This is a genomic window from Bradyrhizobium sp. UFLA05-89 (assembly GCF_059803475.1).
In genome coordinates this window covers 1-21,487 of record NZ_JBANBA010000135.1, presented here as the reverse complement: position 1 = coordinate 21,487, position 21,487 = coordinate 1, and the positions used below count along the sequence as shown (strand labels likewise).

At 60.4% G+C, this 21,487-nt stretch carries 28 protein-coding genes; 11 read left to right on the top strand and 17 right to left on the bottom strand.

From position 1 onward, the window contains the following. Window positions 1–347 precede the first annotated feature (347 nt). Window positions 348–1,394: a type II asparaginase gene (locus tag SO139_RS40360; RefSeq protein ID WP_449381926.1), complete on the top strand. Its 1,047-nt coding sequence runs from the start codon at window positions 348–350 to the stop codon at window positions 1,392–1,394. 328 nt (window positions 1,395–1,722) lie between these two features. On the opposite strand, the gene SO139_RS40355 is transcribed toward SO139_RS40360, so the two are convergent. Beyond that, window positions 1,723–2,109 (bottom strand): hypothetical protein, encoded by a 387-nt coding sequence (locus tag SO139_RS40355; protein ID WP_449381927.1) that lies wholly within the window; start codon window positions 2,107–2,109, stop codon window positions 1,723–1,725. 211 nt (window positions 2,110–2,320) lie between these two features. Beyond that, window positions 2,321–2,620 carry a hypothetical protein gene (locus tag SO139_RS40350; RefSeq protein ID WP_498541770.1) on the bottom strand — a complete coding sequence of 100 codons (300 nt, stop codon included), beginning with the start codon at window positions 2,618–2,620 and terminating at the stop codon, window positions 2,321–2,323. An 806-nt stretch (window positions 2,621–3,426) separates the two neighbouring features. Here SO139_RS40350 and SO139_RS40345 point away from each other — a divergent pair. Beyond that, window positions 3,427–3,792 (top strand): hypothetical protein, encoded by a 366-nt coding sequence (locus SO139_RS40345; protein WP_449381930.1) that lies wholly within the window; start codon window positions 3,427–3,429, stop codon window positions 3,790–3,792. A 106-nt stretch (window positions 3,793–3,898) separates the two neighbouring features. Here SO139_RS40345 and SO139_RS40340 read toward each other — a convergent pair whose 3' ends face one another. Further along, window positions 3,899–4,108 (bottom strand): hypothetical protein, encoded by a 210-nt coding sequence (locus tag SO139_RS40340; RefSeq protein ID WP_449381931.1) that lies wholly within the window; start codon window positions 4,106–4,108, stop codon window positions 3,899–3,901. A gap of 78 nt (window positions 4,109–4,186) precedes the next feature. Between SO139_RS40340 and SO139_RS40335 the strand changes: the two genes are divergently transcribed. Then, window positions 4,187–4,504, top strand: coding sequence for a DUF8220 family protein (locus SO139_RS40335; protein WP_498541769.1), 318 nt, complete (start codon window positions 4,187–4,189; stop codon window positions 4,502–4,504). A 780-nt stretch (window positions 4,505–5,284) separates the two neighbouring features. On the opposite strand, the gene SO139_RS40330 is transcribed toward SO139_RS40335, so the two are convergent. The 5 genes from SO139_RS40330 to SO139_RS40310 form a co-directional block, all read right to left on the bottom strand. After that, a complete protein-coding gene (locus tag SO139_RS40330) occupies window positions 5,285–5,989 on the bottom strand; it encodes a GrlR family regulatory protein (protein WP_498541768.1) in 705 nt (234 codons plus the stop codon). 476 nt (window positions 5,990–6,465) lie between these two features. Continuing rightward, window positions 6,466–6,645 (bottom strand): hypothetical protein, encoded by a 180-nt coding sequence (locus tag SO139_RS40325; protein WP_449381933.1) that lies wholly within the window; start codon window positions 6,643–6,645, stop codon window positions 6,466–6,468. Window positions 6,646–6,723: 78 nt separating this feature from the next. Continuing rightward, complete coding sequence (locus tag SO139_RS40320) at window positions 6,724–6,963, bottom strand: hypothetical protein (RefSeq protein ID WP_498541767.1); 240 nt, start codon at window positions 6,961–6,963, stop codon at window positions 6,724–6,726. Between the two features lie 320 nt (window positions 6,964–7,283). Then, the gene (locus tag SO139_RS40315; protein ID WP_449381935.1) at window positions 7,284–7,451 is read right to left on the bottom strand and encodes a YjiS-like domain-containing protein; all 168 of its coding nucleotides are present in this window, start codon (window positions 7,449–7,451) and stop codon (window positions 7,284–7,286) included. Between the two features lie 18 nt (window positions 7,452–7,469). Continuing rightward, complete coding sequence (locus SO139_RS40310) at window positions 7,470–7,979, bottom strand: hypothetical protein (protein WP_449381936.1); 510 nt, start codon at window positions 7,977–7,979, stop codon at window positions 7,470–7,472. Between the two features lie 959 nt (window positions 7,980–8,938). Between SO139_RS40310 and SO139_RS40305 the strand changes: the two genes are divergently transcribed. Further along, entirely contained in the window at window positions 8,939–9,916 is a 978-nt protein-coding gene (locus SO139_RS40305; RefSeq protein ID WP_498541766.1) for a helix-turn-helix transcriptional regulator, read from the top strand. 161 nt (window positions 9,917–10,077) lie between these two features. Here SO139_RS40305 and SO139_RS40300 read toward each other — a convergent pair whose 3' ends face one another. The 5 genes from SO139_RS40300 to SO139_RS40280 all read right to left on the bottom strand — a co-directional run bounded on the left by SO139_RS40300 (window position 10,078) and on the right by SO139_RS40280 (window position 13,821). Further along, window positions 10,078–10,227 carry a hypothetical protein gene (locus SO139_RS40300; protein ID WP_007609497.1) on the bottom strand — a complete coding sequence of 50 codons (150 nt, stop codon included), beginning with the start codon at window positions 10,225–10,227 and terminating at the stop codon, window positions 10,078–10,080. A gap of 95 nt (window positions 10,228–10,322) precedes the next feature. Next, complete coding sequence (locus SO139_RS40295; protein WP_449381993.1) at window positions 10,323–11,144, bottom strand: tetratricopeptide repeat protein; 822 nt, start codon at window positions 11,142–11,144, stop codon at window positions 10,323–10,325. A gap of 32 nt (window positions 11,145–11,176) precedes the next feature. Further along, window positions 11,177–11,863 (bottom strand): substrate-binding domain-containing protein, encoded by a 687-nt coding sequence (locus SO139_RS40290; RefSeq protein ID WP_498541765.1) that lies wholly within the window; start codon window positions 11,861–11,863, stop codon window positions 11,177–11,179. A 19-nt stretch (window positions 11,864–11,882) separates the two neighbouring features. Beyond that, window positions 11,883–12,587, bottom strand: a complete 705-nt coding sequence (locus tag SO139_RS40285) for a GrlR family regulatory protein (protein ID WP_498541764.1) — start codon at window positions 12,585–12,587, stop codon at window positions 11,883–11,885. 199 nt (window positions 12,588–12,786) lie between these two features. Further along, window positions 12,787–13,821: a glutamine synthetase beta-grasp domain-containing protein gene (locus SO139_RS40280; protein ID WP_449381940.1), complete on the bottom strand. Its 1,035-nt coding sequence runs from the start codon at window positions 13,819–13,821 to the stop codon at window positions 12,787–12,789. A 15-nt stretch (window positions 13,822–13,836) separates the two neighbouring features. Between SO139_RS40280 and SO139_RS40275 the strand changes: the two genes are divergently transcribed. Together SO139_RS40275 and SO139_RS40270 are read left to right on the top strand one after the other, a co-directional pair. Further along, window positions 13,837–14,097, top strand: a complete 261-nt coding sequence (locus SO139_RS40275; protein WP_449381941.1) for a hypothetical protein — start codon at window positions 13,837–13,839, stop codon at window positions 14,095–14,097. 261 nt (window positions 14,098–14,358) lie between these two features. Beyond that, window positions 14,359–14,562 (top strand): DUF2735 domain-containing protein, encoded by a 204-nt coding sequence (locus SO139_RS40270; RefSeq protein WP_449381942.1) that lies wholly within the window; start codon window positions 14,359–14,361, stop codon window positions 14,560–14,562. Between the two features lie 115 nt (window positions 14,563–14,677). Here the strand turns inward: SO139_RS40270 and SO139_RS40265 are convergent, their stop codons facing one another. Continuing rightward, on the bottom strand, window positions 14,678–14,989 hold the full coding sequence (locus SO139_RS40265; RefSeq protein WP_449381943.1) for an MliC family protein: 312 nt from the start codon (window positions 14,987–14,989) through the stop codon (window positions 14,678–14,680). A gap of 82 nt (window positions 14,990–15,071) precedes the next feature. Here SO139_RS40265 and SO139_RS40260 point away from each other — a divergent pair, with 82 nt between their 5' ends. After that, on the top strand, window positions 15,072–15,815 hold the full coding sequence (locus SO139_RS40260) for a tyrosine-protein phosphatase (protein ID WP_498541763.1): 744 nt from the start codon (window positions 15,072–15,074) through the stop codon (window positions 15,813–15,815). 16 nt (window positions 15,816–15,831) lie between these two features. Here the strand turns inward: SO139_RS40260 and SO139_RS40255 are convergent, their stop codons facing one another. Beyond that, window positions 15,832–16,617: an SGNH/GDSL hydrolase family protein gene (locus SO139_RS40255; protein WP_449381945.1), complete on the bottom strand. Its 786-nt coding sequence runs from the start codon at window positions 16,615–16,617 to the stop codon at window positions 15,832–15,834. A 53-nt stretch (window positions 16,618–16,670) separates the two neighbouring features. Here SO139_RS40255 and SO139_RS40250 point away from each other — a divergent pair, with 53 nt between their 5' ends. The 3 genes from SO139_RS40250 to SO139_RS40240 all read left to right on the top strand — a co-directional run bounded on the left by SO139_RS40250 (window position 16,671) and on the right by SO139_RS40240 (window position 18,600). Continuing rightward, window positions 16,671–17,351 (top strand): SDR family oxidoreductase, encoded by a 681-nt coding sequence (locus tag SO139_RS40250; RefSeq protein WP_449381946.1) that lies wholly within the window; start codon window positions 16,671–16,673, stop codon window positions 17,349–17,351. Between the two features lie 151 nt (window positions 17,352–17,502). Further along, window positions 17,503–18,189 (top strand): DUF2161 domain-containing phosphodiesterase, encoded by a 687-nt coding sequence (locus SO139_RS40245; RefSeq protein WP_449381947.1) that lies wholly within the window; start codon window positions 17,503–17,505, stop codon window positions 18,187–18,189. 105 nt (window positions 18,190–18,294) lie between these two features. Continuing rightward, entirely contained in the window at window positions 18,295–18,600 is a 306-nt protein-coding gene (locus tag SO139_RS40240; protein WP_027523921.1) for a hypothetical protein, read from the top strand. 114 nt (window positions 18,601–18,714) lie between these two features. On the opposite strand, the gene SO139_RS40235 is transcribed toward SO139_RS40240, so the two are convergent. Together SO139_RS40235 and SO139_RS40230 are read right to left on the bottom strand one after the other, a co-directional pair. Next, on the bottom strand, window positions 18,715–19,326 hold the full coding sequence (locus SO139_RS40235) for a GNAT family N-acetyltransferase (RefSeq protein ID WP_498541762.1): 612 nt from the start codon (window positions 19,324–19,326) through the stop codon (window positions 18,715–18,717). 150 nt (window positions 19,327–19,476) lie between these two features. Then, window positions 19,477–19,878 (bottom strand): PaaI family thioesterase, encoded by a 402-nt coding sequence (locus SO139_RS40230; RefSeq protein ID WP_449381949.1) that lies wholly within the window; start codon window positions 19,876–19,878, stop codon window positions 19,477–19,479. A 187-nt stretch (window positions 19,879–20,065) separates the two neighbouring features. On the opposite strand from SO139_RS40230, the gene SO139_RS40225 reads away from it, so the two are divergent. Continuing rightward, a complete protein-coding gene (locus SO139_RS40225; RefSeq protein ID WP_449381950.1) occupies window positions 20,066–21,334 on the top strand; it encodes a lipoprotein-releasing ABC transporter permease subunit in 1,269 nt (422 codons plus the stop codon). The last annotated feature ends 153 nt before the right edge of the window (window positions 21,335–21,487 follow it).

Genomic DNA, 21,487 nt, shown 5'->3' with positions numbered 1-21,487 from the left:
CAGTCCTGCCAACTAGACAGACTGAATCACTGGTATCTCTGAGTCGCAACCGCGGCCTTTTTCAACGGAATCGGCCCCCCAACTCACCCATTGGCCCGAGGCCGAACGGCGCTTAACCCGTTGTGATGTCAGCTGTCGGCGGCAAACCGGATGCCGGCGTGTGCTTGCCGCGACCGCCGCTTGTGATCCAAACTCGACCATTTGAAAGCGTCGCCACCCTAGACAGGGTGCATCGACTGGAGGATCATACGCTGGGCGAACTGGGCGCAATCGACGAAGCTTTCTAGGAGAAGGAATTCAAGATGTGGCAGTTTCGGCTACGTAATCACATATTGGCGACAACGAGCGTGCTCTTCGTGCTGCTCTTCAGTCTTGCAGCCGCGGACGCGAGGGGCCCCGGTCTGCCCAACGTCGTGGTTCTTGCGACCGGTGGCACGATCGCCGGCACCGGTGCGAGCAGCACCACCGTGGTCGGTTACACCGCCGCAACGGTGGGCATAGAGACCCTTTTGAACGCCGTTCCGGAATTGAAAACGGTGGCGAACGTCAAGGGCGAGCAGGTTTTCCAGATCGCCAGCGAGAACATGAACAATGACTACTGGCTCAAGCTTGCAAAGCGCGTCAACGCCCTCCTCGCGCAGGACGACGTGGATGGAATTGTAATCACGCACGGCACTGATACGATCGAAGAAACCAGCTATTTTCTGGACCTTGTCGTCAAGAGCAAGAAGCCTGTCGTCATCGTCGGCGCGATGCGGCCGTCTACAGCGATCAGCGCGGACGGGCCGATCAACCTCTACAACGCGGTGATCCTGGCTGGCAGCGACGAGGCAGTCGGCAAGGGCGTGCTCGTTGCTCTCAACGATCAGATCAACGCGGCTCGCGAGGTAACCAAGAGCAACACCTCGACGGCAGACACATTCCGCACCCCCGAACTCGGCTTTCTCGGCTATATGCAAGGAAACAAACCGTACTTCTATCGTCAATCGACACGTCGGCACACGGTGGATTCCGAGTTTGACGTTTCGGGTCTCGATGTCCTGCCGCAAGTCGATATCGTCTACGGCTACGCCAACATGAACCGGGTCGCGGTCGACGCCTTCGTCGCAGCCGGAGCTAAGGGGATCGTGCATGCCGGAGTGGGTGACGGCAGTCTTGCCCGGCCCGCGGTTGAGCCGGCCCTCGACGAAGCTCGCAAGAAGGGTGTCGTGATCGTCCGCAGCAGCCGTGTGGGGAACGGCATCGTCGCGCGCAATGGAGAAGCCAAGGATGACGAGCATGACTTCGTTGTCTCAGATACGCTGAACCCTCAGAAGGCGCGTATCTTGCTGATGCTGGCGCTGACCAAGACGACCGACACCAAGGAGATCCAACGGATGTTCTACACTTATTAGACCGCCCGAAGCGCGGTTACGGCCGTCGCAGATGTATGCAGTGAGATCATATCGATGAACTCGTGATCTCCGGCGATGCTACGCGTTACTCACATCGTCTCCTGCTGCGCCGACCGGCGCAGCAGTATCGGGTGATCGAATAGCGTTTTGGTCTGCCGCCTTGTGCGATTCTGGTTATGGCCCATCCGCGAAGTGGCGCGGCTCGTCGAGGTTCGGACACGGCGCAATAGCGGACCATATTTGTTCAAGCGAGTTCTTCGCATTTGCCTCCTGAGTGGGCCAGCGCCAATTAGGTGGTCGCAGGGTGGGCAACAACAAACCGCGCGTTTCACGTCATCGTTCCCGGCATGAAGCAGCGAACACTCACACCCATCGGGCCGTACAGCGGCCAGACCAGCGCCACGCTAGCCCTGTTCGGCTCGTCGATGACGGCGTCGTCGGGCACGTAAACCCACTCGGTTTCGACATTGGTGGCGCCGACCATCGCGCGCCGAAAGCCCACGGACGTCGTCGGCACGCGGACGCGGTAACGGTTGCCGCTAATCTCCCAGTCTACCTCGGACAAATGCATTGCTTCGCTACCATCGCAGCATAGATCTCCCTTTCCGTCACGAAGCTTCTCGAACCACTTCGACAGATCGGCCCGATTGTGATCGTGCGCGAGCGCGGCGCCGGCCCATACGATCAGCGCGAGGGCGAATAGATTAGAGAGCATCGACGTTAATCCAAATCGTCAGACAACCAATCGGCCCAAATGAGGATCTGTTGCCGGATCAGCTCAAGGGCACCGCACTGCAATGATTCTCGAACATCACTCGGAGGCGCATAACCTCTGAAATAGGATTTGTTTTCTTTGCGAACTCTTGTCTCGCCAGTCCAACAGTCGCTGGGGGACACTCCGCTGAAGCCTGAGCCATCTTCGGCAACTATGGGCGATAGCGTTTGACAGTGAGACCAACAGTGGTCAGTGCCGGCACCTCGGCCGTCGCATGAGGTACTGTCGAGCGCGGTGTCAAGATCGCGATTTGAGTTGGAGAAGCAGGCATGCCAGCCAAGGTCAGCGTGGGAACGGCTGGCCGTTCCTCAACATTCGCCGACCCCATCACCCCAACCTGGTGCTGCGAAATCGGAAACCCCATCATTTCAAACGTTGGCAGCTCTGCGGCCGATGCCCCGGCAGTTGTGACAATGGTAACAATGCCTGCGATTAGCCCAAAACGTGTCATGCTAAATTCTCCCCTAGAGAAATTGATACCCACTACATTTCTGTTGATGAAGTGGAGCCCTAGTTCGCCGTCGTGGGCGGGTCGGGGACAGGGAATTGTTCTTCGTTTGTTGTATTTTTGAATACCAGAGGGAAGGCGCAAAGGCTGCCTACGATGGTGGTGCATCGCCTCTGGATAAAGAAATCGCAAACTTCCGCATTGAACTTAGCGCCGTTGGCTGCGGCCTAATACCAACCTCTTCACACCGCAAGCTCGCGATGAAAGCGCACTGCCGATGAGAAACACGAATGCAATCGAAGATCGAATTGCCCTCTTGTTAGCAGCTTTCTGTTTCAGCAAGATTTCGTTCTTCAATCAAAGAGAGAGGTCTCGCGGCAAAAAATCCAACCACAACGCGAAATGATTTATCTGGAGGTGCAATCACCGTTGGGTGCAATCCGCTTCCGCACCAGAGACGCGTTGGACGGCGTCGTTCGCGGAGATAAAGGCGATTCGCGCATCGTCACGACCAAACGATCCGATGCGAGAACATCGGCGGCCTGCAACGATTGGTGACAACGGCCGCGTCCAACCTATCCGTTCGCGCACAACCAAGACCCGAACCTGACGACGGGTGCGTCCAATGACCGCGCCACTTGAACCCTGGTGTCCGCATCGCAGACCTAACAGCAGCCGGGAATTTTAGGAGCCGCCCAGCTCGTCTGGAGTCGGCGCAACATGTGAAGTTGTTCACATCAGAAACCCGGGCGATTTGAACTAAGTCATTTCGGAAGTCGTGGCGCAGATCTCTTTTTAAGGAGATTGCAGTGACGAAGATATTCTTGATGACCACTATCAGGGCTTTGATCGCGCTGCTGGTTTGGCACTGCGCGGCGCACGCGCATGATCATAGCCGCCCCGAACTCAACGGCTGGTTCGAGAGCCTCAAGAGTACCAAGGGGCCATGCTGTTCCGACGCCGACGGCACGGCGCTATCCGACGCCGATTGGGACGTGAAGGACGGTCACTACCGCGTGCGCATCAGGAGCCAATGGTGGGACGTGCCGGAAGAGGCCGTGATCAAGGAGCCGAACCGCGCAGGTCACACGATGGTCTGGCCCATCTACTATTGGGCGCTCGGCAACCTGCTGCGGATCGACATCCGTTGCTTCATCCCCGGGGCCATGATGTGACCGACACAGCGCTTTCGAACAAAAGCCCGTCCCGCACTCGGTAGAGCGCGAAGATGGTGGCTTGATTTGGTGGTGAGGCTCGCGCCTGGGGACATCAGCCCCCGACCTATTCAACCTCGATCAATCGCTGCTTGGTGACCCGCAAATTGCGCACGTAATAGCCTTGCCTCTGAACGGCCGACTTGATCTCGTCGCTGATTTTGAGAACCCTTCTTCTGCTCTTGCGCCATTTATTTGGCGAGCACAGTACAGGTATCGCAGAACCGGTGCTTAGAACGAGCAAGTCGCGCTTATCGTTGCGATAGACATCAAACACTTTTCGCCCCCGTTGATCATATTGAAATAGACATGAAATGTGTTTCGGTCTTCTACATCGACCAGCTTACTATCTCGAATGGCTCTGCGGGTTGTAAATGTGCAACGCCCGCCATTTACTGCTCACCACGTTCCGGGTTGGGAACGAACTGATACAGATTGGGCGGATTACCTTGGGGATGCCCTTCAGATGCAAGAAGATGACACCTGCAAACGAATTCTTGGACCGATTTGGGAGCGGCCCATTCTAAAGCGAGATGCGCAGGGCATCCACGGAACGCTTCACTGCGAATATGAAGACAGGCGACATCATCTGCCGGCAACGAAGCGGGAAGTAGACTGGAACGAGAGCGCGATCAATTCTGCGCAGCGGCGGTTGTTTGCTAGCAAGCGCTGACGTCCCGGAAGCTTCCTCTTCAGCAGCGAGGCCGCGAGATAGCTGCCGAGGTAGTCCCCGGAGGTACCAGGTTGCCGGCTCCCACCGCGCCGCAAGCTGCTTGATCTGCTCGAAACCAAGGATCGACTGCGACACTTTGCCATTTCGGATCATGATCGCCACATCGAGATCTTTGGGCAGCAACGCCGTCCCTCTCGGGACCGCAGAGCGCAGTCTCATCACTCCGTGGTTGGCCAAGACAACAATCTCTTAGGGGTCTAAGACTGCGGGCATTGTCCGTCCCCGTGCTGGCCGCAAGCCAGCAACCAGCTGCTGATGATTTTCCACTTGTCTCGCCCCCTCGCTTGGAATTTCAGGAGCGGAGAGCGCTTGTCCTCTAGTTCGCAAAAGAACCTCAACGTATCGCGGGCGGTGGCTGCCCCGCGATCGATGGAGTGAGTCTGAAGCCAACGCCGCCATTCGCGGGTAATCAGCAGTTTGCGTTGGGTTTGGTAAGTCGACGCGCGTCTTCGTCCCATGAGGCAGCCCCCCGAAGGTCTTCGGTTAGTCGCGCTGGCTTTGTTAGAGATCTGTATTCGAGAGCGTTGGACAAGCATCCAGACGGTACCGGGCATCCGCCGCGCCGATGGCACCATCGAACCCGCGATATGAAGGAGAGACCTTAAGGCTTTCTAAATCGGGATATGACGCTGGTCTGACGTGTTTTCGTTTGATTGCTTCATGGCAGGCGCCGAGGGACCACAACAGCTTGTCGGAATTCGAAGAACTGCATACGACGCCCTAGGCTCGCCGCATCAGCTTGAGCGAAGCAGCAAGGCGCAGGCTGCGCTTGCCTGCGAGCGCGACGCCTTCGAGCTCGCCGCTGTCCGCCGTGCAGCTCCCGGAGAAGCCGATCCCGACTTCATAGCCGCCGAACACCGCGTTCTCGCCCTTCGCCGGCGTATGTTCCTGGTTGAGCATCTCGCCCTTCCAGCGGCCGTCCACCGAGGCGTACGAACCGAGGTAGTAGAAGAAGGCATCGCCGCCGAGGATGCGGCCGTCCATCAGCAGCATGCCCCCCGAGAGGCCGGCGTCGATGCCGTCGAGCGCGCGAAGATGGATCGCGTAGAGCCCGTTCGCGATACCGCCTGCTCCGACAATGCCCCGTGGTGGCAACGCATCGTCATCGAGCCGCGTAAGCTCGGCCCAGAACATCGCGCCCGGTACCGGAGCGGCCTCTCCTTCGAAGCGGATGCCATTGCTGTTGGTCCGGCCGCGCACGCTGATGGCGGCGACGTCAGTGCCCATCAGCGGCCTGTAGTAGGGATCGTTGTTATGACGCTCGGTGATCACCTCTCCGATGATTTCACCGCCACGCTCCTCATAGGTGCTGAGATGCGCAAAGGCGGAATTGCCGCCCAGCAGCTTGCCGTTGTGCATGCACATGATGCTGCGGCCGAACGCATCGTTGACGCCGTATTCAACTTTGTAGAGCCAGTTCAGCAACGAAGGAAATCCCGGAAAGCCATTTCGAGTAACAGGCTACCTAGCACCGCCGCCCTGCCGAGACCATCCGGTTTATCGTCACGGGGCGAAATCGATTGCCGCAGCTCTCGTTGATGTCTGCTCAGTGGCGCTCAGCGGGCTGGATTTGCTCAGGTTGAGTTCTTCGCCTGCTTACCCAGAGCCGACTTCGATCCCTCACCGCTCGCCGGACACCCGCAAATAACCGTCGGATAAATCAGTCGGTCGGCGCGTTCGCGACCGGTCGCCGCGCGACGAGAATATTGGCAATACACTTTCCCACCTGCAACCAAGCCAAGCGGGCGACGTGAGCTGGAATCCGACCTAGGGCACGTTAACTGCTGGCATGGATGCGGTCGGGCGCGGCACGAAATCTGTTTGATGCTGGCCTCGTGTGGCCAACATGATCGAAAACGCTACAAAGAGAATGAGAAGCCCTCGCATCATTCATCCTCAAATTAGGGCATAGCCGACATAACGGCGAGTGCTGCCTCGCCGTTTCCCGGACCGCCCGACGCAAAATAGAGCGCAGCAAGCGCGATTAGCCCGAGGATGGCATAGCCAGCAGTGATCCATCTGTCGTAGTCTCGTGTCGCCTGAACCGATGGCGCGGTATGAATATAGTCCACGGTTGCCATGACCTGACTCCTTCGAGTTTGGCGCGATGGACGCGCTGAGATGACGGCAAATGCCCCACTTGTAAAATGCATCAGGCGTTACTGGTTGGATCGACTCTCTTCGCGCAAGGTGGCATGCTGTTCCATGCCGCCTGACGTGGTTGTGACCTGGTGGACACCAATCACGGTCGCGCCAACCAAGAACAAGCAGGCATAGAAGGCCAGCACGGCTTTCGCCCAACGCTTGTGAGTGGTCCTGTCTTCGTGAGTGTTCGCGGCTGGTTCGTTCAGCAAAAAGCCATTGGTAACATGTGCGGAATCCTCACTGAAATAATCCATAGGAAAGCTCCTTGGAATTTGTTCGGTCAGTCTATTTCCACGACGCATTGCTCCCAATTTCCGGACTCGGAAAAGCAATTCACCCGCAGGACTCCTGCTTCGCGCAAATTTCCGTCCTCAGCTTAGCGCCGGCCCCGGACGCACTATGTGAAGCTGTTCACTGTGGGGCATGCAAATCCTTCAAAGGGCACGCAAGGCTTGTAGCTCGCGGTCCGCAGGTTGGCCCCCTGCCGACTAACACGAAAGCCGCTCGAGTGTCGGGCCCTTTGGGATAGACACGACATCAGTCCGCGCCCTCCAAAGACCGCCGCTTATGACTCTTATCGGAAGTCCGTAGGCACAATCTGACCGTCCGCCGTTGGCAGGTATCGCAGCCAATCGCCGGGTCGCATGCCTCGCGGATCAATACCGCGGTGTGAGGCCACATAGTCGATCTCGCCGCGAGTGATGCCGATATCCACGAGCTCCCTGTCACTTAAATCAGACAAAGTGCGGCTCTTTTCCTTTCAGGGCGTAAGTCGTGTTGCGGCTGCCTCGAGCGAGTCGGCTCCATCAGGCCGCACGAACAGAAAATGAGACGCCACCCAAATTTGTGTGTCAGCACGGCCATCTTGGCCGATGAGGATGAGTCCTGCTCCGCCATTGGCTACTGTTAGAATGACAGGCTCGCCCTTCCATGTCTTGATTGGCTCCATTCCGATGATGAGAAATTCACCAATCGGTTGATCAAAATATTGAAGTCGCAATTGTGGCGCGACCTCTGCTGCCGCGAGTCCGAAACCCAGCAGTTGAGCGCGGGCATAAATTTCGGCGAGCGGTACAGTACCGGTTCGAAAGCCGAGATCGGCCGCCGATACTGCAAAGAGATTCACATTTCTTGTAGTGGTACTAAGAGCAAAAGCTGGTCGAGCGAGAATATCCCCGGCCGCGTCTCCGATCCCACAACCGGCTGCATGCAACGCGTTAGTGAGGGCTAAGGGATCCGCGAAGGTGCCTACTTTGATTGTCTTCCACACCGAAGCTTCGGCGGCAGATCTGATTGGACTTCTTGGGGTACTCGTTAATGGAGTTCTCTCGGACCTCAGTCGGCTCGACAGGACGTCCCGCGCAGTGCATTGCGCGCGAGCTTCGCTTGCGAACAAAGCTATCCACGCGGTGAAGAACATCGCAACAATGAGGGTGCTACGGCGCCATCCTATCGAACAATGCGCCAGGGCATATTTGCACGGCGTGTTCGGCTTCATGGCAATCTAACCTCTCGAAAGGCCAAATTGAAAACAAACTTGCGGTCACGCTGCGGCCACACGGCCTCACCAGATGTGAGCCGCTCACATCCGCATAAATCTTTCTCGTGTCGATACGTCACTCACTGGCTCTTAGCGAACCCGCACAACAACAGTTGTGACTAGACCCGCCTCCGAGTCATTGGGAAGAACGGAGGGTAGTGCGTCAAAGCAACCATGCCCAACGTACTTTGAAATGTGTCCGAGGGCGGGGCAATAGCACTCAAGCATTCCAATTTCAGTATTCCGATCTTCAAATCAACGGCCGGCAGTCCGCAACCCCACTGACCGTTCACGTCGGATCCCCAAGGGGGATCTAGCGCAGCTCTACTCTAGCATCATTGAAACCACTGAGCCAGAGGCCGGGAAAAAGTGGTAATGAGGTCCGGCACGTGCTACAAAAGATGTAAATTCGATCGAGAGATAGAGCCATCACGACCGACTCCTCCCAAGGGAGATTTTGGCATCACGACTTTCGCAATCACTGCAGCCGTAATTTGCTCGCCACCACGTGAACCAGCTCACATCGACATCCATCACAGGTGAATGAGACTAGCAGGTCAATGGTTCAATTTCTTGGACTCATGCGCACGACCTAAAAGCAAGTCAGTGCGTGAACTGCAAATCACGGATACCGACAGTATTTTGTCACAGCATTTGATCCCGACGTCTTATCAAGGCTGGAGATCCCCATGTCCACGGACGCAGCCGAATTCGCATCGCATCGATTCTCAACACGCGAGCTTCCGGAGCGGATGAGAGTCGCTTTATGGCGAGAGAACTTTGGGCGAGGCATAGTCCACGTCGATATCGAGCCTCTGTCGGACGTTCCGTTTCAGGCCGATGCAACGTTGCAAGCGGTCCGAGGGTTGCGCAGGCTCGCACTGAAGGGCTCCCCCATGCAATTCAAGCGCTTGCGAGCGAGCATGGCTGATGGTGACGACTCGATCGGAATCATCGTCTGCTCTCCTGGCAGAAGCCTGCTGTCGCAGCGCTACCGGGAAATTGAGCTTCGCACCGGCGGCGCAGTCGCAATTCTGCATTCGGAGCCCGCCACCGTCACCTATGTCGACGGATTGCTATTCGGTCTGGCCGTGCCCCGCGACGCGCTTGCAGAGCGTGTGCCGAATGTCGAAAGCCTCGCGATGCGACCGATCCCTCATCGAACTGAAGCGCTCCGACTCCTCATGGCTTATCTACAGTCGGCATTCAAGGACGGGGCTCTGGCCACCCCCGGGCTGCGTGATGCGGTCCTGGCTCACATCCATGACCTCGTTGCGCTCGCGATCAGCGAGTGCACTCCCTTAGGCGAGAGCACTGTGAGCGGGGTCGTGGCCGCGCGCCACAGCGCCATCCTCGACCACATCGCTGCACACTTTCAGGAGCCAGAGCTTAGCGTCGAGACGGTAGCCCACAGCCAAGGCATCTCACCTCGGTATCTGCAGCGCCTGATCGCGCTATCAGGATCATCGTTTACCGGGTACGTGAACGAGTTACGTCTCCAACGGGCGCTCAAGCTGCTGACCGAGTCCCAGGCATGCATGCAGCGAATTTCCGACATCGCGTTAGAGGTCGGCTTTTCGGATGTTTCGCATTTCAATCGATTGTTCAGGGCGCGCTTCGGCGATTCGCCCCGTGGCGTGCGTTGCGCCGGAAGCTGTGCCAGATGACCTCGACCCCCGCGAGTGCCGCTCCGATGATGCCATCATGCCCCTGATTTGCCCGACGCGTCAACGTATTTCGTTAAATCCGCAACCCATCGCACCGTCCCATGCGGCTACTTTGCATGGGGTTGTTTTCGATTTTTTTGTGTTGGGTCCGGGAAGGCGTTCTAGTGCCGCTTGAAATACTGCACCTCGCGCTCGTGCTTCTCGGCCGCCGCGCGGCTCTTGAACGTTCCGAGGTTGCGGCGCTTGCCGGTCTTCGGGTTCACCTTGCGCGAATAAAGACGATATTCGCCGGACGCCAGTTTGCGGATCATGTCGCGACTCCTGTTCGTTTCGGTCTCAACGACCGGGACGCGAACCGGGTTCCTTCACAGCTTGTCTGGCGAGAACTACTGATTTCCGGAGCGGTTCAGAAGCAAAGCGTGGTGACGAGCTGGCCTTGCTTGTTCTTGATCGCATACGGACAGCGGATACGTTCCAGCGCCTTCTTGGCGTCTTCATCGCCCAGCGCTGCCGCACGCTCATAATAGGCCTTCGCAGCAGTCGCATCCTTCGGACCGCCGCGGCCTTCCTGCGCGAACGCGCCCATCCGCTCGAGCGCGCCCGGGTGGTTTTGCGCGGCCGCCTTCTCGAACAGTGCGCGCGCTGCGACGTCGTCCTTTTGACCGCCATCACCGCTCGCGAGCATCAGGCCGAGCTGATATTGCGCCTCCGCGTTGGTCTCGGCGGCCTTGCCGAGCAGCTCGCGCGCCCGCGCCGGGTCGGCCGGAGCTGCCCCGGGCGAACCGCCAAGCGCGGCAAGATTGCTGACGCCGCGGGGATTGCCGGCCTGGGCCGCCTTCTCGAACAGCTTTCGCGCCTGCGCCTCGTCTTTGGCGACGCCTGCGCCGGTGCCGTAGAGCACGCCGAGCTCGACCATCGCCGCACTCGAGCCCTTGTCGGCCGCCTTGCGCCAGGTTGCCATCGCTTCCGCCATCTGCCGATTGGCGGCGTAGGCGCGCCCGAGCTCGTACATCGCGCGGCGCGAGCCGCCTGCCGCCGTCCTGCAGAACTTGATCGCGGTCGCGATGTCGGCGGCTGCAAGCTCGGTTACTCCCTTCACGTCGGCCGGTTTGTCGGGATCGCTGGGATCGGCCGCCAGCCGATCGCACAGCACGAGATCGGCCGACTGCGCATATGCAGCAAGCGGTGTCGCGAAGGTCAGGAGAATGGCGCAGAGAGCTTTCCGCATGGCCGGCAGGTTGCGTCCGGGCATTGGCGAATTCAAGGCTCGAGGCCCGACTCTCGCAACACAGGCGCAACCTCGGGCGAAGCCAGGTAGCGCAACAGCCGATCGGCTGCCTCGGCATTCGTCGCCGTCGTCGTGCGGCCAGCCGAGAACAGCGCCGGCGTCTGCAAGTCCTGCGGGATCGGTCCGACCACTTCGATGCCTGCGACCTGCTTCAACTCGCTGATCTGCTGCACGGCGAGATCTGCCTCGCCGCTGACCAGCCGCTCAGCGGTAAAGCCCTGCTGCACGATGGTCGCCTTGGCGTTGATCTCGCTTGCAATGCCCATCCGAATGATCAGCTCGGCAAAGTAGATCCCGCTCGCGCCTAGCCGCGAGTAGGCGACGGAGCGCGCCGCAAGCAGCGTCTTGCGCAGCGCGCCTTCGCTCGCGATGTCCGGATGAGCCTGCCCCGCTGCCACGGCGATGCCGACATAGGAGCGCGCGAGGTCGGCGGCGCTTTGCGCCACCACGCGGCCCTCGGCGATGACCTCGTCGAGGCCTTCGCGCGTCAGGATCACGAGATCGGCGGCCTCGCCGTCCCGTAAGCGCTTGAGCAATGCCTGCGTCGGCGCGAAGTCGGCGTCGATGTGGACACCCGTCGCGGCTTCGTAGGCGGCGGACAGGTTGCGCATCGCCCCCATCAGGCCGAGCGTCGAGAGCATGCGAACGGTATTTTCCATGGTTCTCCAAAACATCCAATCAGGCGCGATGCATCAGCTTCAGCGCCGCGGTCAACCGCAGGCTGCGTTTGCCGGCGAGCGCGGTCGCTTCCAGCACCGCCTGCTCGTCGTCATAGGTGCCGGAGAAGCCGATGCCGACCTCACGGCCGCCGAACACGGGATTTTCATCGCGGACCGGCGTATGCTCCTGGTTCAGGATCTGGCCCTTCCAGCGGCCATTCGCCGCCGTGTAGCTGCCGAGATAGTAGAACGAGGCATCGCCGCCGAGAATGCGCCCGCGGTTGAGCAGCATGACGCCGGTGAGGCCCCCTTCGATGCCATCCAGCATCCGAAGATGGATCGAGTAGAGACCGTTGGCGATGCCGCCCTCCCCGACGCCGCCAGCGATCGGCACCTCGTCCTCCCTGATCGGCATCATCACCGACTGGAATGGCACTCCCGGCAATTCCTTCAGCTCGCCCTTGAAATGATAGAGATCGCCGTCCGGCCAGCCCTTCGCGATCAGGGTCGCATCATCAGTGCCGGCCATCGCGCGATAGTTCGGATCGGGATTGTGGCGCACGGTCTTGATGACGATGGCGACCTCCTCGCCCGCCTTCTCGTAAGTGCCGATATGGGCAAAGGCCGAGTTGCCGCCCAGCATCCTGCCGTCGCCGACATGCATGACGCTGCGGCCAACAGCTTCGCCGAGCTGAAACCGTACCTTGTAGAAACCTTCCAACACCAGCCGTGTCCCCGGCCTGCGCGCATCCGAGGCGGAGTGTACCCCGCTTTCGTCCGCGGGGGACAAGTTTCGTTACCCCAGCCGCAGTGCGCGATATCGCCAACTGTCATCAAAATGCAAAAATCCGCCGAAGCCTCTCGGCCTCGGCGGATTTGAGAGCCAACCCGGACCAAGCCCCCAAGGTCCGGGCCGGTAGGATCTAGGCGGCCGCCTTCTTGTCGGTCGGAACGGACGAGATCGTCTTCAGGATCTGCGAAGCGATCTGGTATGGGTCGCCTTGCGAGTTCGGACGACGGTCTTCCAGATAGCCCTTGTAGCCGTTGTTGACGAAGGAGTGCGGAACGCGGATCGAAGCACCGCGGTCAGCCACGCCGTAGCTGAACTTGTTCCAGGGCGCGGTCTCGTGCTTGCCGGTCAGACGCTTGTCGTTGTCCGGGCCGTAGACGGCGATGTGGTCCATCAGGTTCTTCTCGAACGCCGCCATCAGGGCCTCGAAGTACTCCTTGCCGCCGACTTCACGCATGTAGGCGGTCGAGAAGTTGGCGTGCATGCCCGAGCCGTTCCAGTCGGTATCGCCGAGCGGCTTGCAATGGAATTCGATGTCGATGCCGTACTTCTCGGTGAGGCGCAGCATCAGGTAGCGAGCCATCCACATCTGGTCGGCAGCGGTCTTGGAGCCCTTGCCGAAGATCTGGAATTCCCACTGGCCCTTCGCCACTTCGGCGTTGATGCCTTCATGGTTGATACCGGCGGCCAGGCAGAGGTCGAGATGCTCTTCCACGATCTTGCGGGCGACATCGCCAACGTTCGAGTAGCCGACGCCGGTGTAGTACGGCCCCTGCGGAGCCGGATAGCCGGCCGTTGGGAAGCCGAGCGGACGGCCGTCCTTGTAGAAGAAATATTCCTGCTCGAAGCCGAACCATGCGCCGGCGTCGTCGAGGATGGTGGCGCGCTTGTTGGACGCATGCGGGGTCTTGCCATCGGGCATCATGACTTCGCACATCACGAGCACGCCGTTGGTGCGGGCGCCATCCGGGAACACCGCGACCGGCTTCAGCACGCAATCGGAGCTGTGGCCTTCGGCCTGCTGGGTGGAGGAGCCGTCGAAGCCCCAGAGCGGAAGCTGCTCGAGCGTCGGGAACGACGCGAATTCCTTGATCTGAGTTTTGCCGCGCAAATTCGGAGTCGGCGTATATCCGTCGAGCCAGATGTACTCGAGCTTGTACTTGGTCATTGAGCCTCTCTGTAGATGATGCGAAAGGTGGGGACCGGTGGCCCCCGCACGTTGTACCCGGCCACCATCGGCCGGCGCTTTACAAGCATTTCGCATGCCAAAACGCCGCAGTGCGGGAGGTTTTCCACCACCAGCCGTCAGACTGCGAACCTCGCCGGCTATTCACAGGCGCGTGCGGCAAAGCAGCGCACCTTTACGTTACCCCGCACCGCAAAGAACCTGCAAAAAGCGCCCGATTTCACGGCATGCGCCGCACTGCACCCGGCCGCCGGCTAAAGCAGCGTCAATTGCTCGCAATTTTCGGGAAGTCCTTGGCCACCTCCCCGCAACCTTCGAGATGGCCCAAGCGTTGGTCACCGGGAACCTGCCTTGCACGATGCAGACGCTCGACTGCCCATAAATTAGGCCAACAATGATATCGTTTTCAGCACTTTGCATTTCGACGCACAGGGCCAATATGGGGTGACCCAGTAACCATAAGCGAACGAGTCGGGCGCACCATGGAGGTCAAGCGCTCCGGCTGAAGGAGATACCGCAATGATGAACAATAACTTGGGCCAAGGGTCGGCCACGATCTACCAATTCCCTGTCGGGGGCCGCGCGGCTTTCGGCGGTCGCCGGAGTAGTGAGGCCAGGGTGCCGGCTGATCATGTCTCGCCGCCCGTCGTCGAGACGATCTGCAGTGGTAGCTGGTATCACCAGGAGGCGATCGAGGAAGCCAAGCCGAAATGGGATCGCTGATGCCCGCGTTGCCTTCGGTACCGCCTCGCGCTCGCAAGCGTCCGGCGGAATTTTGAAAAAGGGTCGAAACGAGATCGTTTCGGCCCTTTTTTGATTCTCGTTCTGATTCTTGCGCTCAGCTCAGTGCGCAGGCTGTGACGGGCCGCTTGAGATGCTTCACCGTGGTGACGGTCTTGCCGATCTTGAGCGTGATCCCGGCGCCGGAGTAACGCGCGCCCGACAGTGTCAGCCGCTTGGCGAGCGGAATGGCGCCGCCGTCGATCTGCACGAAGGCGCGCCTGTCGTCCGCGTAGAATGCCACGATGAACTGCGTACCGTCAGCGCAACGATAGCCCTGAAACGTCTGCGCCACCGCGCCCGTCGCGCTCAAGGTTCCACCTGCCACCACGACGGCGACAGCCAAAATAATGGCCTGGTGCCGGTCCATGTTCGCCCCCTGTAATAGAGTTCAAGTATATCGCGCGAGCCGCGCAGCCGATTCCGCCGGCAACATAGCCCAGGCTGATCTTATGTCAGACTCCCCTGCCCGCCACCTCGCCTTGCAAGGCGCCAGCAATTTTCGCGACCTCGGTGGCTACCCGACCACCGACGGCCGGCAGACGCGCTGGCGGCACCTCTTCCGCTCCAATCATCTTGCCCTCCTCACCGAGACCGATGTCGAGATCGTCCGCGCCCTCGGCGTGCGGAGCGCCTTCGATTTCCGCGGCGTCGACGAGCGCGCGGACGCGCTGTGCGGCGTGCGCGAGATCACCACGCATTCGCTGCCGATCGAGCCGACGGTGGTGGCCGCACTCAAGGCGCGGATGGCCGAAGGCACGCTGACTGCACCGGCTGCGCTGGAGATCATGCGCGAGTCCTACCGCAATTATGTTCGCCACAACACGCACAGTTTTCGCGCGCTGTTCGGGCATCTCCTCGAAGACCGCGCTCCGCTCGTCATCCACTGCACGGCTGGCAAGGACCGCACCGGCTTCGCCTGCGCGCTGATCCTTCATGCGCTCGGCGTGCCTGACGATATCATCGCCGAAGACTATCTCCTGACGAACCAGTTCTATCGCCGCGATCCATCGGCAGCATCCGAACTGCCGCAGGACGTCCGCGACGCGATTGGCTCGGTAGAGGCCTCCTATCTCAACGCCGGCTTTGAAGCCGTGCGCGCAGACTATGGCGACCTCGAAACCTATTTGCGCAATGGACTCAAGCTCGGGGCCGCCGAGCGGACCGTTTTGAAGGAGCGCTATCTGCAAGCGTGAGCCACAGCGGCCCCTCTCAAGCCGTCAGGCCGGTCGCCTTGATGATGGCGTCCTTGAGAGCGAAAGAGATCTGCTGGGTGCTCCAGTCGCCCTGATGCAGCTTGTCAGGATCGCTCCTGTCTATCAATTGCTCGAACGACACGTTGTCCTGCACGTGCCAATGCCGCATGAGCGCCCATCGCTGAAACAGATTGACCTCGGCCTCATTGGCGGCATCGCGTATCAGCCGGACCATTTTGTCCGAGAGCTCGGCTCGATCATCCCAGAGCATCTTCGTCGTATACTGCGGATCAATCACCAGAACCTCGAAGCCGCGAGCGCGCAATTGCGCCAGGCCCTTCCTGATGTTCCCGGCAACGACGTCCACGTCGTATATGTCGTTGTGAAAGACCGCGTTCGTTCCAACCTGCCAGATGACCAGTGCCGGATCATCATGGAAAATATCGGCGTCGAAGCGTCCGAGTTCTTCGTTCGCCTCTTCTCCGCCCCGGCCCCGGTTGAGCACGTCAATCCGGATGTCCGGCCGGTGGACGACGTCCTTGAAATATTGTCGCAGATACATCTCGAGTCGATAAGGATACGGGACGACATCGCCTCGTCCGGCGGTCGAGGATGATCCCATGGCCACGATGCGCACCGGGCCTCTCCCGTCCAACGCCTGCCGAAGCCGCATCAGCGGGTATTTTAGATCGACGATCGCTGCGGGAAACTCGATGGTCGGCAAAACGTCAGACATGAAACGACCTCCTCCACGATCTAAAGTTGCATCTATAGCCCAGCCTTGAAGCTGCCGCCATTGCAAGTCCAATTCGCTCCGCGCAATAGTCGGCGCGCATTAAACCGACGGAGAGCATCGTGCAGGGAAAAGTCATTGTCGTGACCGGTGCGCTCGGGGCGCTGGGCCAGGTGGTGGCGGAGACGGCGCTGGCGCGCGGTGCGCGCGTCGCGGGCATCGATTACGCGCCTTCTCAGGCAGTCGCGACCGCACAGCTTATCGAGCTCGGCGGGGTCGATCTCTCGGACGAAGCGCAGGCGAAGACGGCGGTCTCGGCGGCGGCAAAACATTTCGGCCGGCTCGATGCACTGATCAACATCGCCGGCGGCTTTGCCTACGAGACCGTCGGCGACGGGGAGATCAAGACCTGGCAGCGCCTGTACGCGCTGAACGTGCTGACCGCGCTCAACACTTCGCGCGCTGCGCTCTCTCATCTCGCGGCCTCGAAGGCCGGCCGCATCGTCAATGTCGGTGCCATGGGCGCGCTCCAGGCCGGCTCCGGCATGGGCGCCTACGCAGCCTCGAAGGCCGGCGTGCACCGCCTCACCGAGGCGCTCGCCAACGAGTGGAAGGGCAAGGTCACGGTGAACGCCGTGCTGCCCTCGATCATCGACACCAAAGCCAACCGCACCAGCATGCCGGATGCTGATTTCTCGAAATGGGTGACTCCGCAAGAGCTCGCGGAGGTAATCCTGTTCCTCGCAAGCGATGCATCCAGCGCCGTCACAGGTGCGCTGATCCCGGTAAGCGGACGCGTTTAGTCCGACACCAGGAGCCGCCCTTGAAGTGGATGCTGTGCTTGCCGGCGGGCGCGATGCCTTCGCCATGGCCGGCGCTCCCGATCAAATGGCGCGAGAAGCGAGTCCGATCCGGGCTAGACTGACCGCAACTGATTCTCCGACGGAACAGCCTGTGGAAACCGCGCTTTATCTGCCCGTCAAACGCTTCCTCGAAGAGCTCGGCTTCGCCGTGAAGGGCGAGATCGGCGGCTGCGATCTCGTTGGCCTCAGCGCCGGCGATCCGCCTGTCGTGGTGATCGGCGAGCTCAAGCTCGCCTTCAATCTCGAGCTGATCTTGCAGGCTGTCGATCGCGCCCCGGCCGGCGACGAGATCTGGATCGCCGCAAAAATGTCCGCGCGCGGCAAGGGGCGCGAGAGCGATGCGCGCTATCGCAATCTCTGCCGCCGCCTCGGCTTCGGCATGCTTGGAGTCACCGAACGCGGCCAGGTCGAGGTGCTGGTGAAGCCGCCGACCGCGGCGCCGCGCCGTGAGCCGAAGAAGCGCTCGCGGCTCGTCGCCGAGCACCAGCGCCGCCAGGGCGATCCGGTCCTCGGCGGCAGCACGCGCGCACCCATCATGACTGCCTATCGCCAGCAGGCGTTGGCCTGTGCCTCAGCGCTCGCCGATGGCCCGCGGCCGGTGCGCGATCTGCGCGTGCGGTGTCCTGATGCCGGCAAGATTCTGCTGCACAACGTCTATGGCTGGTTCGCACGGGCCGAGCGGGGAATCTACGGATTGACCGAGGCCGGCCATGCAGCACTGAAGCGCTGGCCGCAGCCGAAGATCGCGCTCGACGCCAGTCAACCGTCACCGCCCTGACATCACACATCAATGCAAAGGGCGAATAACTGAGATGCCACACCAAATTCATATTGCAATGCAACATAGGCGGCACTAGGTATCCCGGATCGAAATGAGGCTACCATGAGCGCAGACTGGAATACCAAATACGGTACGCGGCGCGTCCGCCACGATCCGCCGACCTTGGACGAGGCGATTTTCGCCGCGATCGGCATCACGGACGATCAGGAGCAGCAGGCCGAAATCGCCGCGTCCTTGATGGGCATGCCGCTCGACGTCGTGCAGGCTGAAGTGAAGAAGCAGGCCCGTACCAACAGCCGTATCACCGCCACGCGCGTGATCGCCGGCGAACAGGGCGCGCAGCGCTCGGTGGTGGTCGAGCGCCGCGTCGTGCGCCGCTTTGGCAACGACAAGCGTACCGGCACCTGAAGCGCTCTGGACTCTGAAGATTCGAAAGCGGACCGGCCTCGCCGGTCCGCTTTTTTATTCTCTGCTTGTGCACGGCCTTTTCACAAAACCGCCGCACACCTTCGCGGATTGTGCTTAGGCGGCGCGATTGCCGTACATGCTGGAAAACAGCTTCCACCATGTGCTGTTGAAGCTCAGCAGCGCGCGGCCGGCCTTGAACGGCGCAGCAGCAAGATCCGCCAGCTCCGCCTCCGGCGTCTTGGTGAGATCGATAGTGCCGGTCGATTCGCCGTGCCGGAATGTCAGATGCGCGCCGAACTTCTTCGCTAGCGCCCGCATCGCGTGGTTCTCCGCGCCCGTCGTGATGCGCAAGCGCCCAAAACCCTTCCAGCGCGCTTCGGCGATCAGGCGTCGGAACAACACGGTGCCGACGCCCTGGCGGCGCGCCGAGGCTTCCACGCTGAACGCCACTTCGGGCAACGAATCGCCCTCCGGCGGATGCAGCTCGGCCGCTCCGCGGACCACGCCGTCGACGATGTAGGCGACGATCACGGTGCCATCGTCCGCACAGCGGGCGGCGTAACGCTCGATGAAGCTGTCGTCGAGAAAACCGTTGAAGCGGTCGTGCCGGCTCTCGGGATCGAGTCTCAGCAGATGATCCCGTAGGAGCGGCAATTCCTCTTGCTGGATCAGGGTCCGCACATAACCCTGCACGGACTCTGTGCGGATGGTTTCTTCAAGTGGCACGTCAAAACTCCTCTTGGTGTCCCTCGAGGAGGCGTTCGAATCCCTAGGCCTCCTATATTGTGCGACGCAACAAGGTTTGCAAGACGGGAACTCGCCCAAGTTAGAGGCATGGCAATCGACCAATTCGTTAATGAAATCAGAGCCCCGTAATTATACGAGGACCATCTGGGTCTGGATCACCAGCGCCACCAGCTTGCCGTCCTCGGTCTCCAGCCGGGTCTGCCAGACCTGCGTCCGCCGCCCGCGGTGGATCGGGGTCGCCGTGGCGATCACTGTAGTTCCCTCCTTCGCGCCGCCGATGAAATTGGTCTTGCTCTCCAGCGTCGTCGTCCCCTTGGCGTCCGCCGGCAGGTTGATCACGGTCGCGGCGGCCCCGACGGAATCGGCAAAGGCCATGATGGCGCCGCCATGCGCGATATGGCCGAGCGTGCAGAGGTCGGGCCTGACCATCATCTTCGCCACCACGCGATCGGGTTCGGCCGCGACGAATTGCACCCCCATGAGCTCCGCGAACGGCATCCTCATCGCGTGAAGTCTTTCGAGCGGAGTCATCGGATATCCTCCCAGTATCTTGAATTCTCAACGTGAATAGTCCCGCGGCGCAAAGCAATGACGTCCGAGGTCATGGCCGCGATGATATCGATGCCTCTCCCACGCGCCCGCTTTTTGCCCGAGGATCCCAGGTCGCCAAACCGCCTGCAACCGGACAGAATGACAAATCTGATGAGCCCTGAGGATCATGACAGCGCCGCTCAAGACCGCTCCCTTTGCGCCATTCGAATGGATGCTGTCCGCGCGCTATCTGCGTGCGCGACGCAAGGAAGGCTTCGTCTCGGTCATCGCATGGTTTTCGTTTCTCGGCATCATGCTGGGCGTAGCGACGCTCATCATCGTGATGGCGGTCATGAACGGCTTCCGCAAAGAACTTCTGGACAAGATCCTTGGCCTTAACGGGCATGTTCTGGTTCAGCCGCTGGAATCACCTCTGACCGACTGGAACGATGTGACCGAACGCATCAACCAGTTGAAGGGGGTACGGCTGGCTGCGCCCGTCGTTGATGGGACGGCATTGGCATCATCCGCAAACGCCTCCGGCGTTCTGGTGCGCGGGATCCGCGCCGCCGATCTCAACAAGCTCGCTTCGGTCGCTGGCAACATCAAGCAGGGTTCGATCGAACATTTTGATGGCGATCAGGGCGTTGCCATCGGCCAGGGACTCGCCGATCAGCTTTCACTGCATGCCGGCGATGCCATCACGCTCGTCGCGCAGCACGGCGCGGTGACGCCAATGGGCGTCATGCCGCGCATCAAGAAATACAAGGTCACGGCTGTGTTCGAGATCGGCATGTCGGAGTACGACGCGAGCATGATTTTCATGCCGATCGCAGAGGCGCAGTCCTACTTCAACCGCAGCGGGGATGTCACGGCGATCGAGGTGTTCACGACCGACCCGGATCGCGTCGACACCTTTCGCAGGAGCGTGATGGAGGCTGCCGGCCGGCCGATCTTCCTGGTCGATTGGCGGCAGCGCAACTCGACCTTCTTCAGCGCGCTTCAGGTCCAGCGCAACGTGATGTTCCTGATCCTGAGCCTGATCGTCCTCGTGGCTGCCTTGAACATCGTGTCGGGCCTCGTCATGCTGGTCAAAGACAAGAGCAGCGACATTGCGATCCTGCGAACCATGGGTGCCTCGCGGGGCTCGGTCATGAGGATCTTCCTGATCACCGGCGCCTCGATTGGCGTGGCAGGTACGCTGATCGGCTTCGTGGTCGGGCTTCTGGCCTGCCTCAACATCGAATCGATCCGGCAGTTCATGTCCTGGCTGACCAGAACCGAACTGTTTCCGACCAAGCTGTACTTTCTTTCGAAGCTGCCTGCGGAGGTCGAGATCGGAGAAACCTCCGCGGTCTTGATCATGGCGCTGACGCTTTCGTTTCTCGCAACGCTCTACCCATCCTGGCGCGCCGCGCGGCTCGATCCCATCGAGGTGCTGCGGCACGGCGGCTAGTGCCCCTGGCCGGCAACGCAGTCATTACGCGGAGCCCCTGCGACGAAGCAATCCAGACTGCCACCACGGAGACAGCCTGGATTGCTCACATGGGGAGTTGGTGTGTCAAGGTGGTTGGTCAGCTCTTTGTTCGATTGCAGGCCAGCTCTTCGT

Excerpts from the sequence above, each read along its gene's own strand:
- SO139_RS40355 (WP_449381927.1), bottom strand. The coding sequence starts at position 2,109 with ATGCTCTCTAATCTATTCGCCCTCGCGCTGATCGTATGGGCCGGCGCC.
- SO139_RS40350 (WP_498541770.1), bottom strand. The coding sequence starts at position 2,620 with ATGACACGTTTTGGGCTAATCGCAGGCATTGTTACCATTGTCACAACT.
- SO139_RS40335 (WP_498541769.1), top strand. The coding sequence starts at position 4,187 with ATGGCTCTGCGGGTTGTAAATGTGCAACGCCCGCCATTTACTGCTCAC.
- SO139_RS40325 (WP_449381933.1), bottom strand. The coding sequence starts at position 6,645 with ATGGCAACCGTGGACTATATTCATACCGCGCCATCGGTTCAGGCGACA.
- SO139_RS40320 (WP_498541767.1), bottom strand. The coding sequence starts at position 6,963 with ATGGATTATTTCAGTGAGGATTCCGCACATGTTACCAATGGCTTTTTG.
- SO139_RS40305 (WP_498541766.1), top strand. The coding sequence starts at position 8,939 with ATGTCCACGGACGCAGCCGAATTCGCATCGCATCGATTCTCAACACGC.
- SO139_RS40300 (WP_007609497.1), bottom strand. The coding sequence starts at position 10,227 with ATGATCCGCAAACTGGCGTCCGGCGAATATCGTCTTTATTCGCGCAAG.
- SO139_RS40295 (WP_449381993.1), bottom strand. The coding sequence starts at position 11,144 with ATGCGGAAAGCTCTCTGCGCCATTCTCCTGACCTTCGCGACACCGCTT.
- SO139_RS40290 (WP_498541765.1), bottom strand. The coding sequence starts at position 11,863 with ATGGAAAATACCGTTCGCATGCTCTCGACGCTCGGCCTGATGGGGGCG.
- SO139_RS40280 (WP_449381940.1), bottom strand. The coding sequence starts at position 13,821 with ATGACCAAGTACAAGCTCGAGTACATCTGGCTCGACGGATATACGCCG.
- SO139_RS40275 (WP_449381941.1), top strand. The coding sequence starts at position 13,837 with ATGATGCGAAAGGTGGGGACCGGTGGCCCCCGCACGTTGTACCCGGCC.
- SO139_RS40270 (WP_449381942.1), top strand. The coding sequence starts at position 14,359 with ATGATGAACAATAACTTGGGCCAAGGGTCGGCCACGATCTACCAATTC.
- SO139_RS40265 (WP_449381943.1), bottom strand. The coding sequence starts at position 14,989 with ATGGACCGGCACCAGGCCATTATTTTGGCTGTCGCCGTCGTGGTGGCA.
- SO139_RS40260 (WP_498541763.1), top strand. The coding sequence starts at position 15,072 with ATGTCAGACTCCCCTGCCCGCCACCTCGCCTTGCAAGGCGCCAGCAAT.
- SO139_RS40240 (WP_027523921.1), top strand. The coding sequence starts at position 18,295 with ATGAGCGCAGACTGGAATACCAAATACGGTACGCGGCGCGTCCGCCAC.
- SO139_RS40230 (WP_449381949.1), bottom strand. The coding sequence starts at position 19,878 with ATGACTCCGCTCGAAAGACTTCACGCGATGAGGATGCCGTTCGCGGAG.
- SO139_RS40225 (WP_449381950.1), top strand. The coding sequence starts at position 20,066 with ATGACAGCGCCGCTCAAGACCGCTCCCTTTGCGCCATTCGAATGGATG.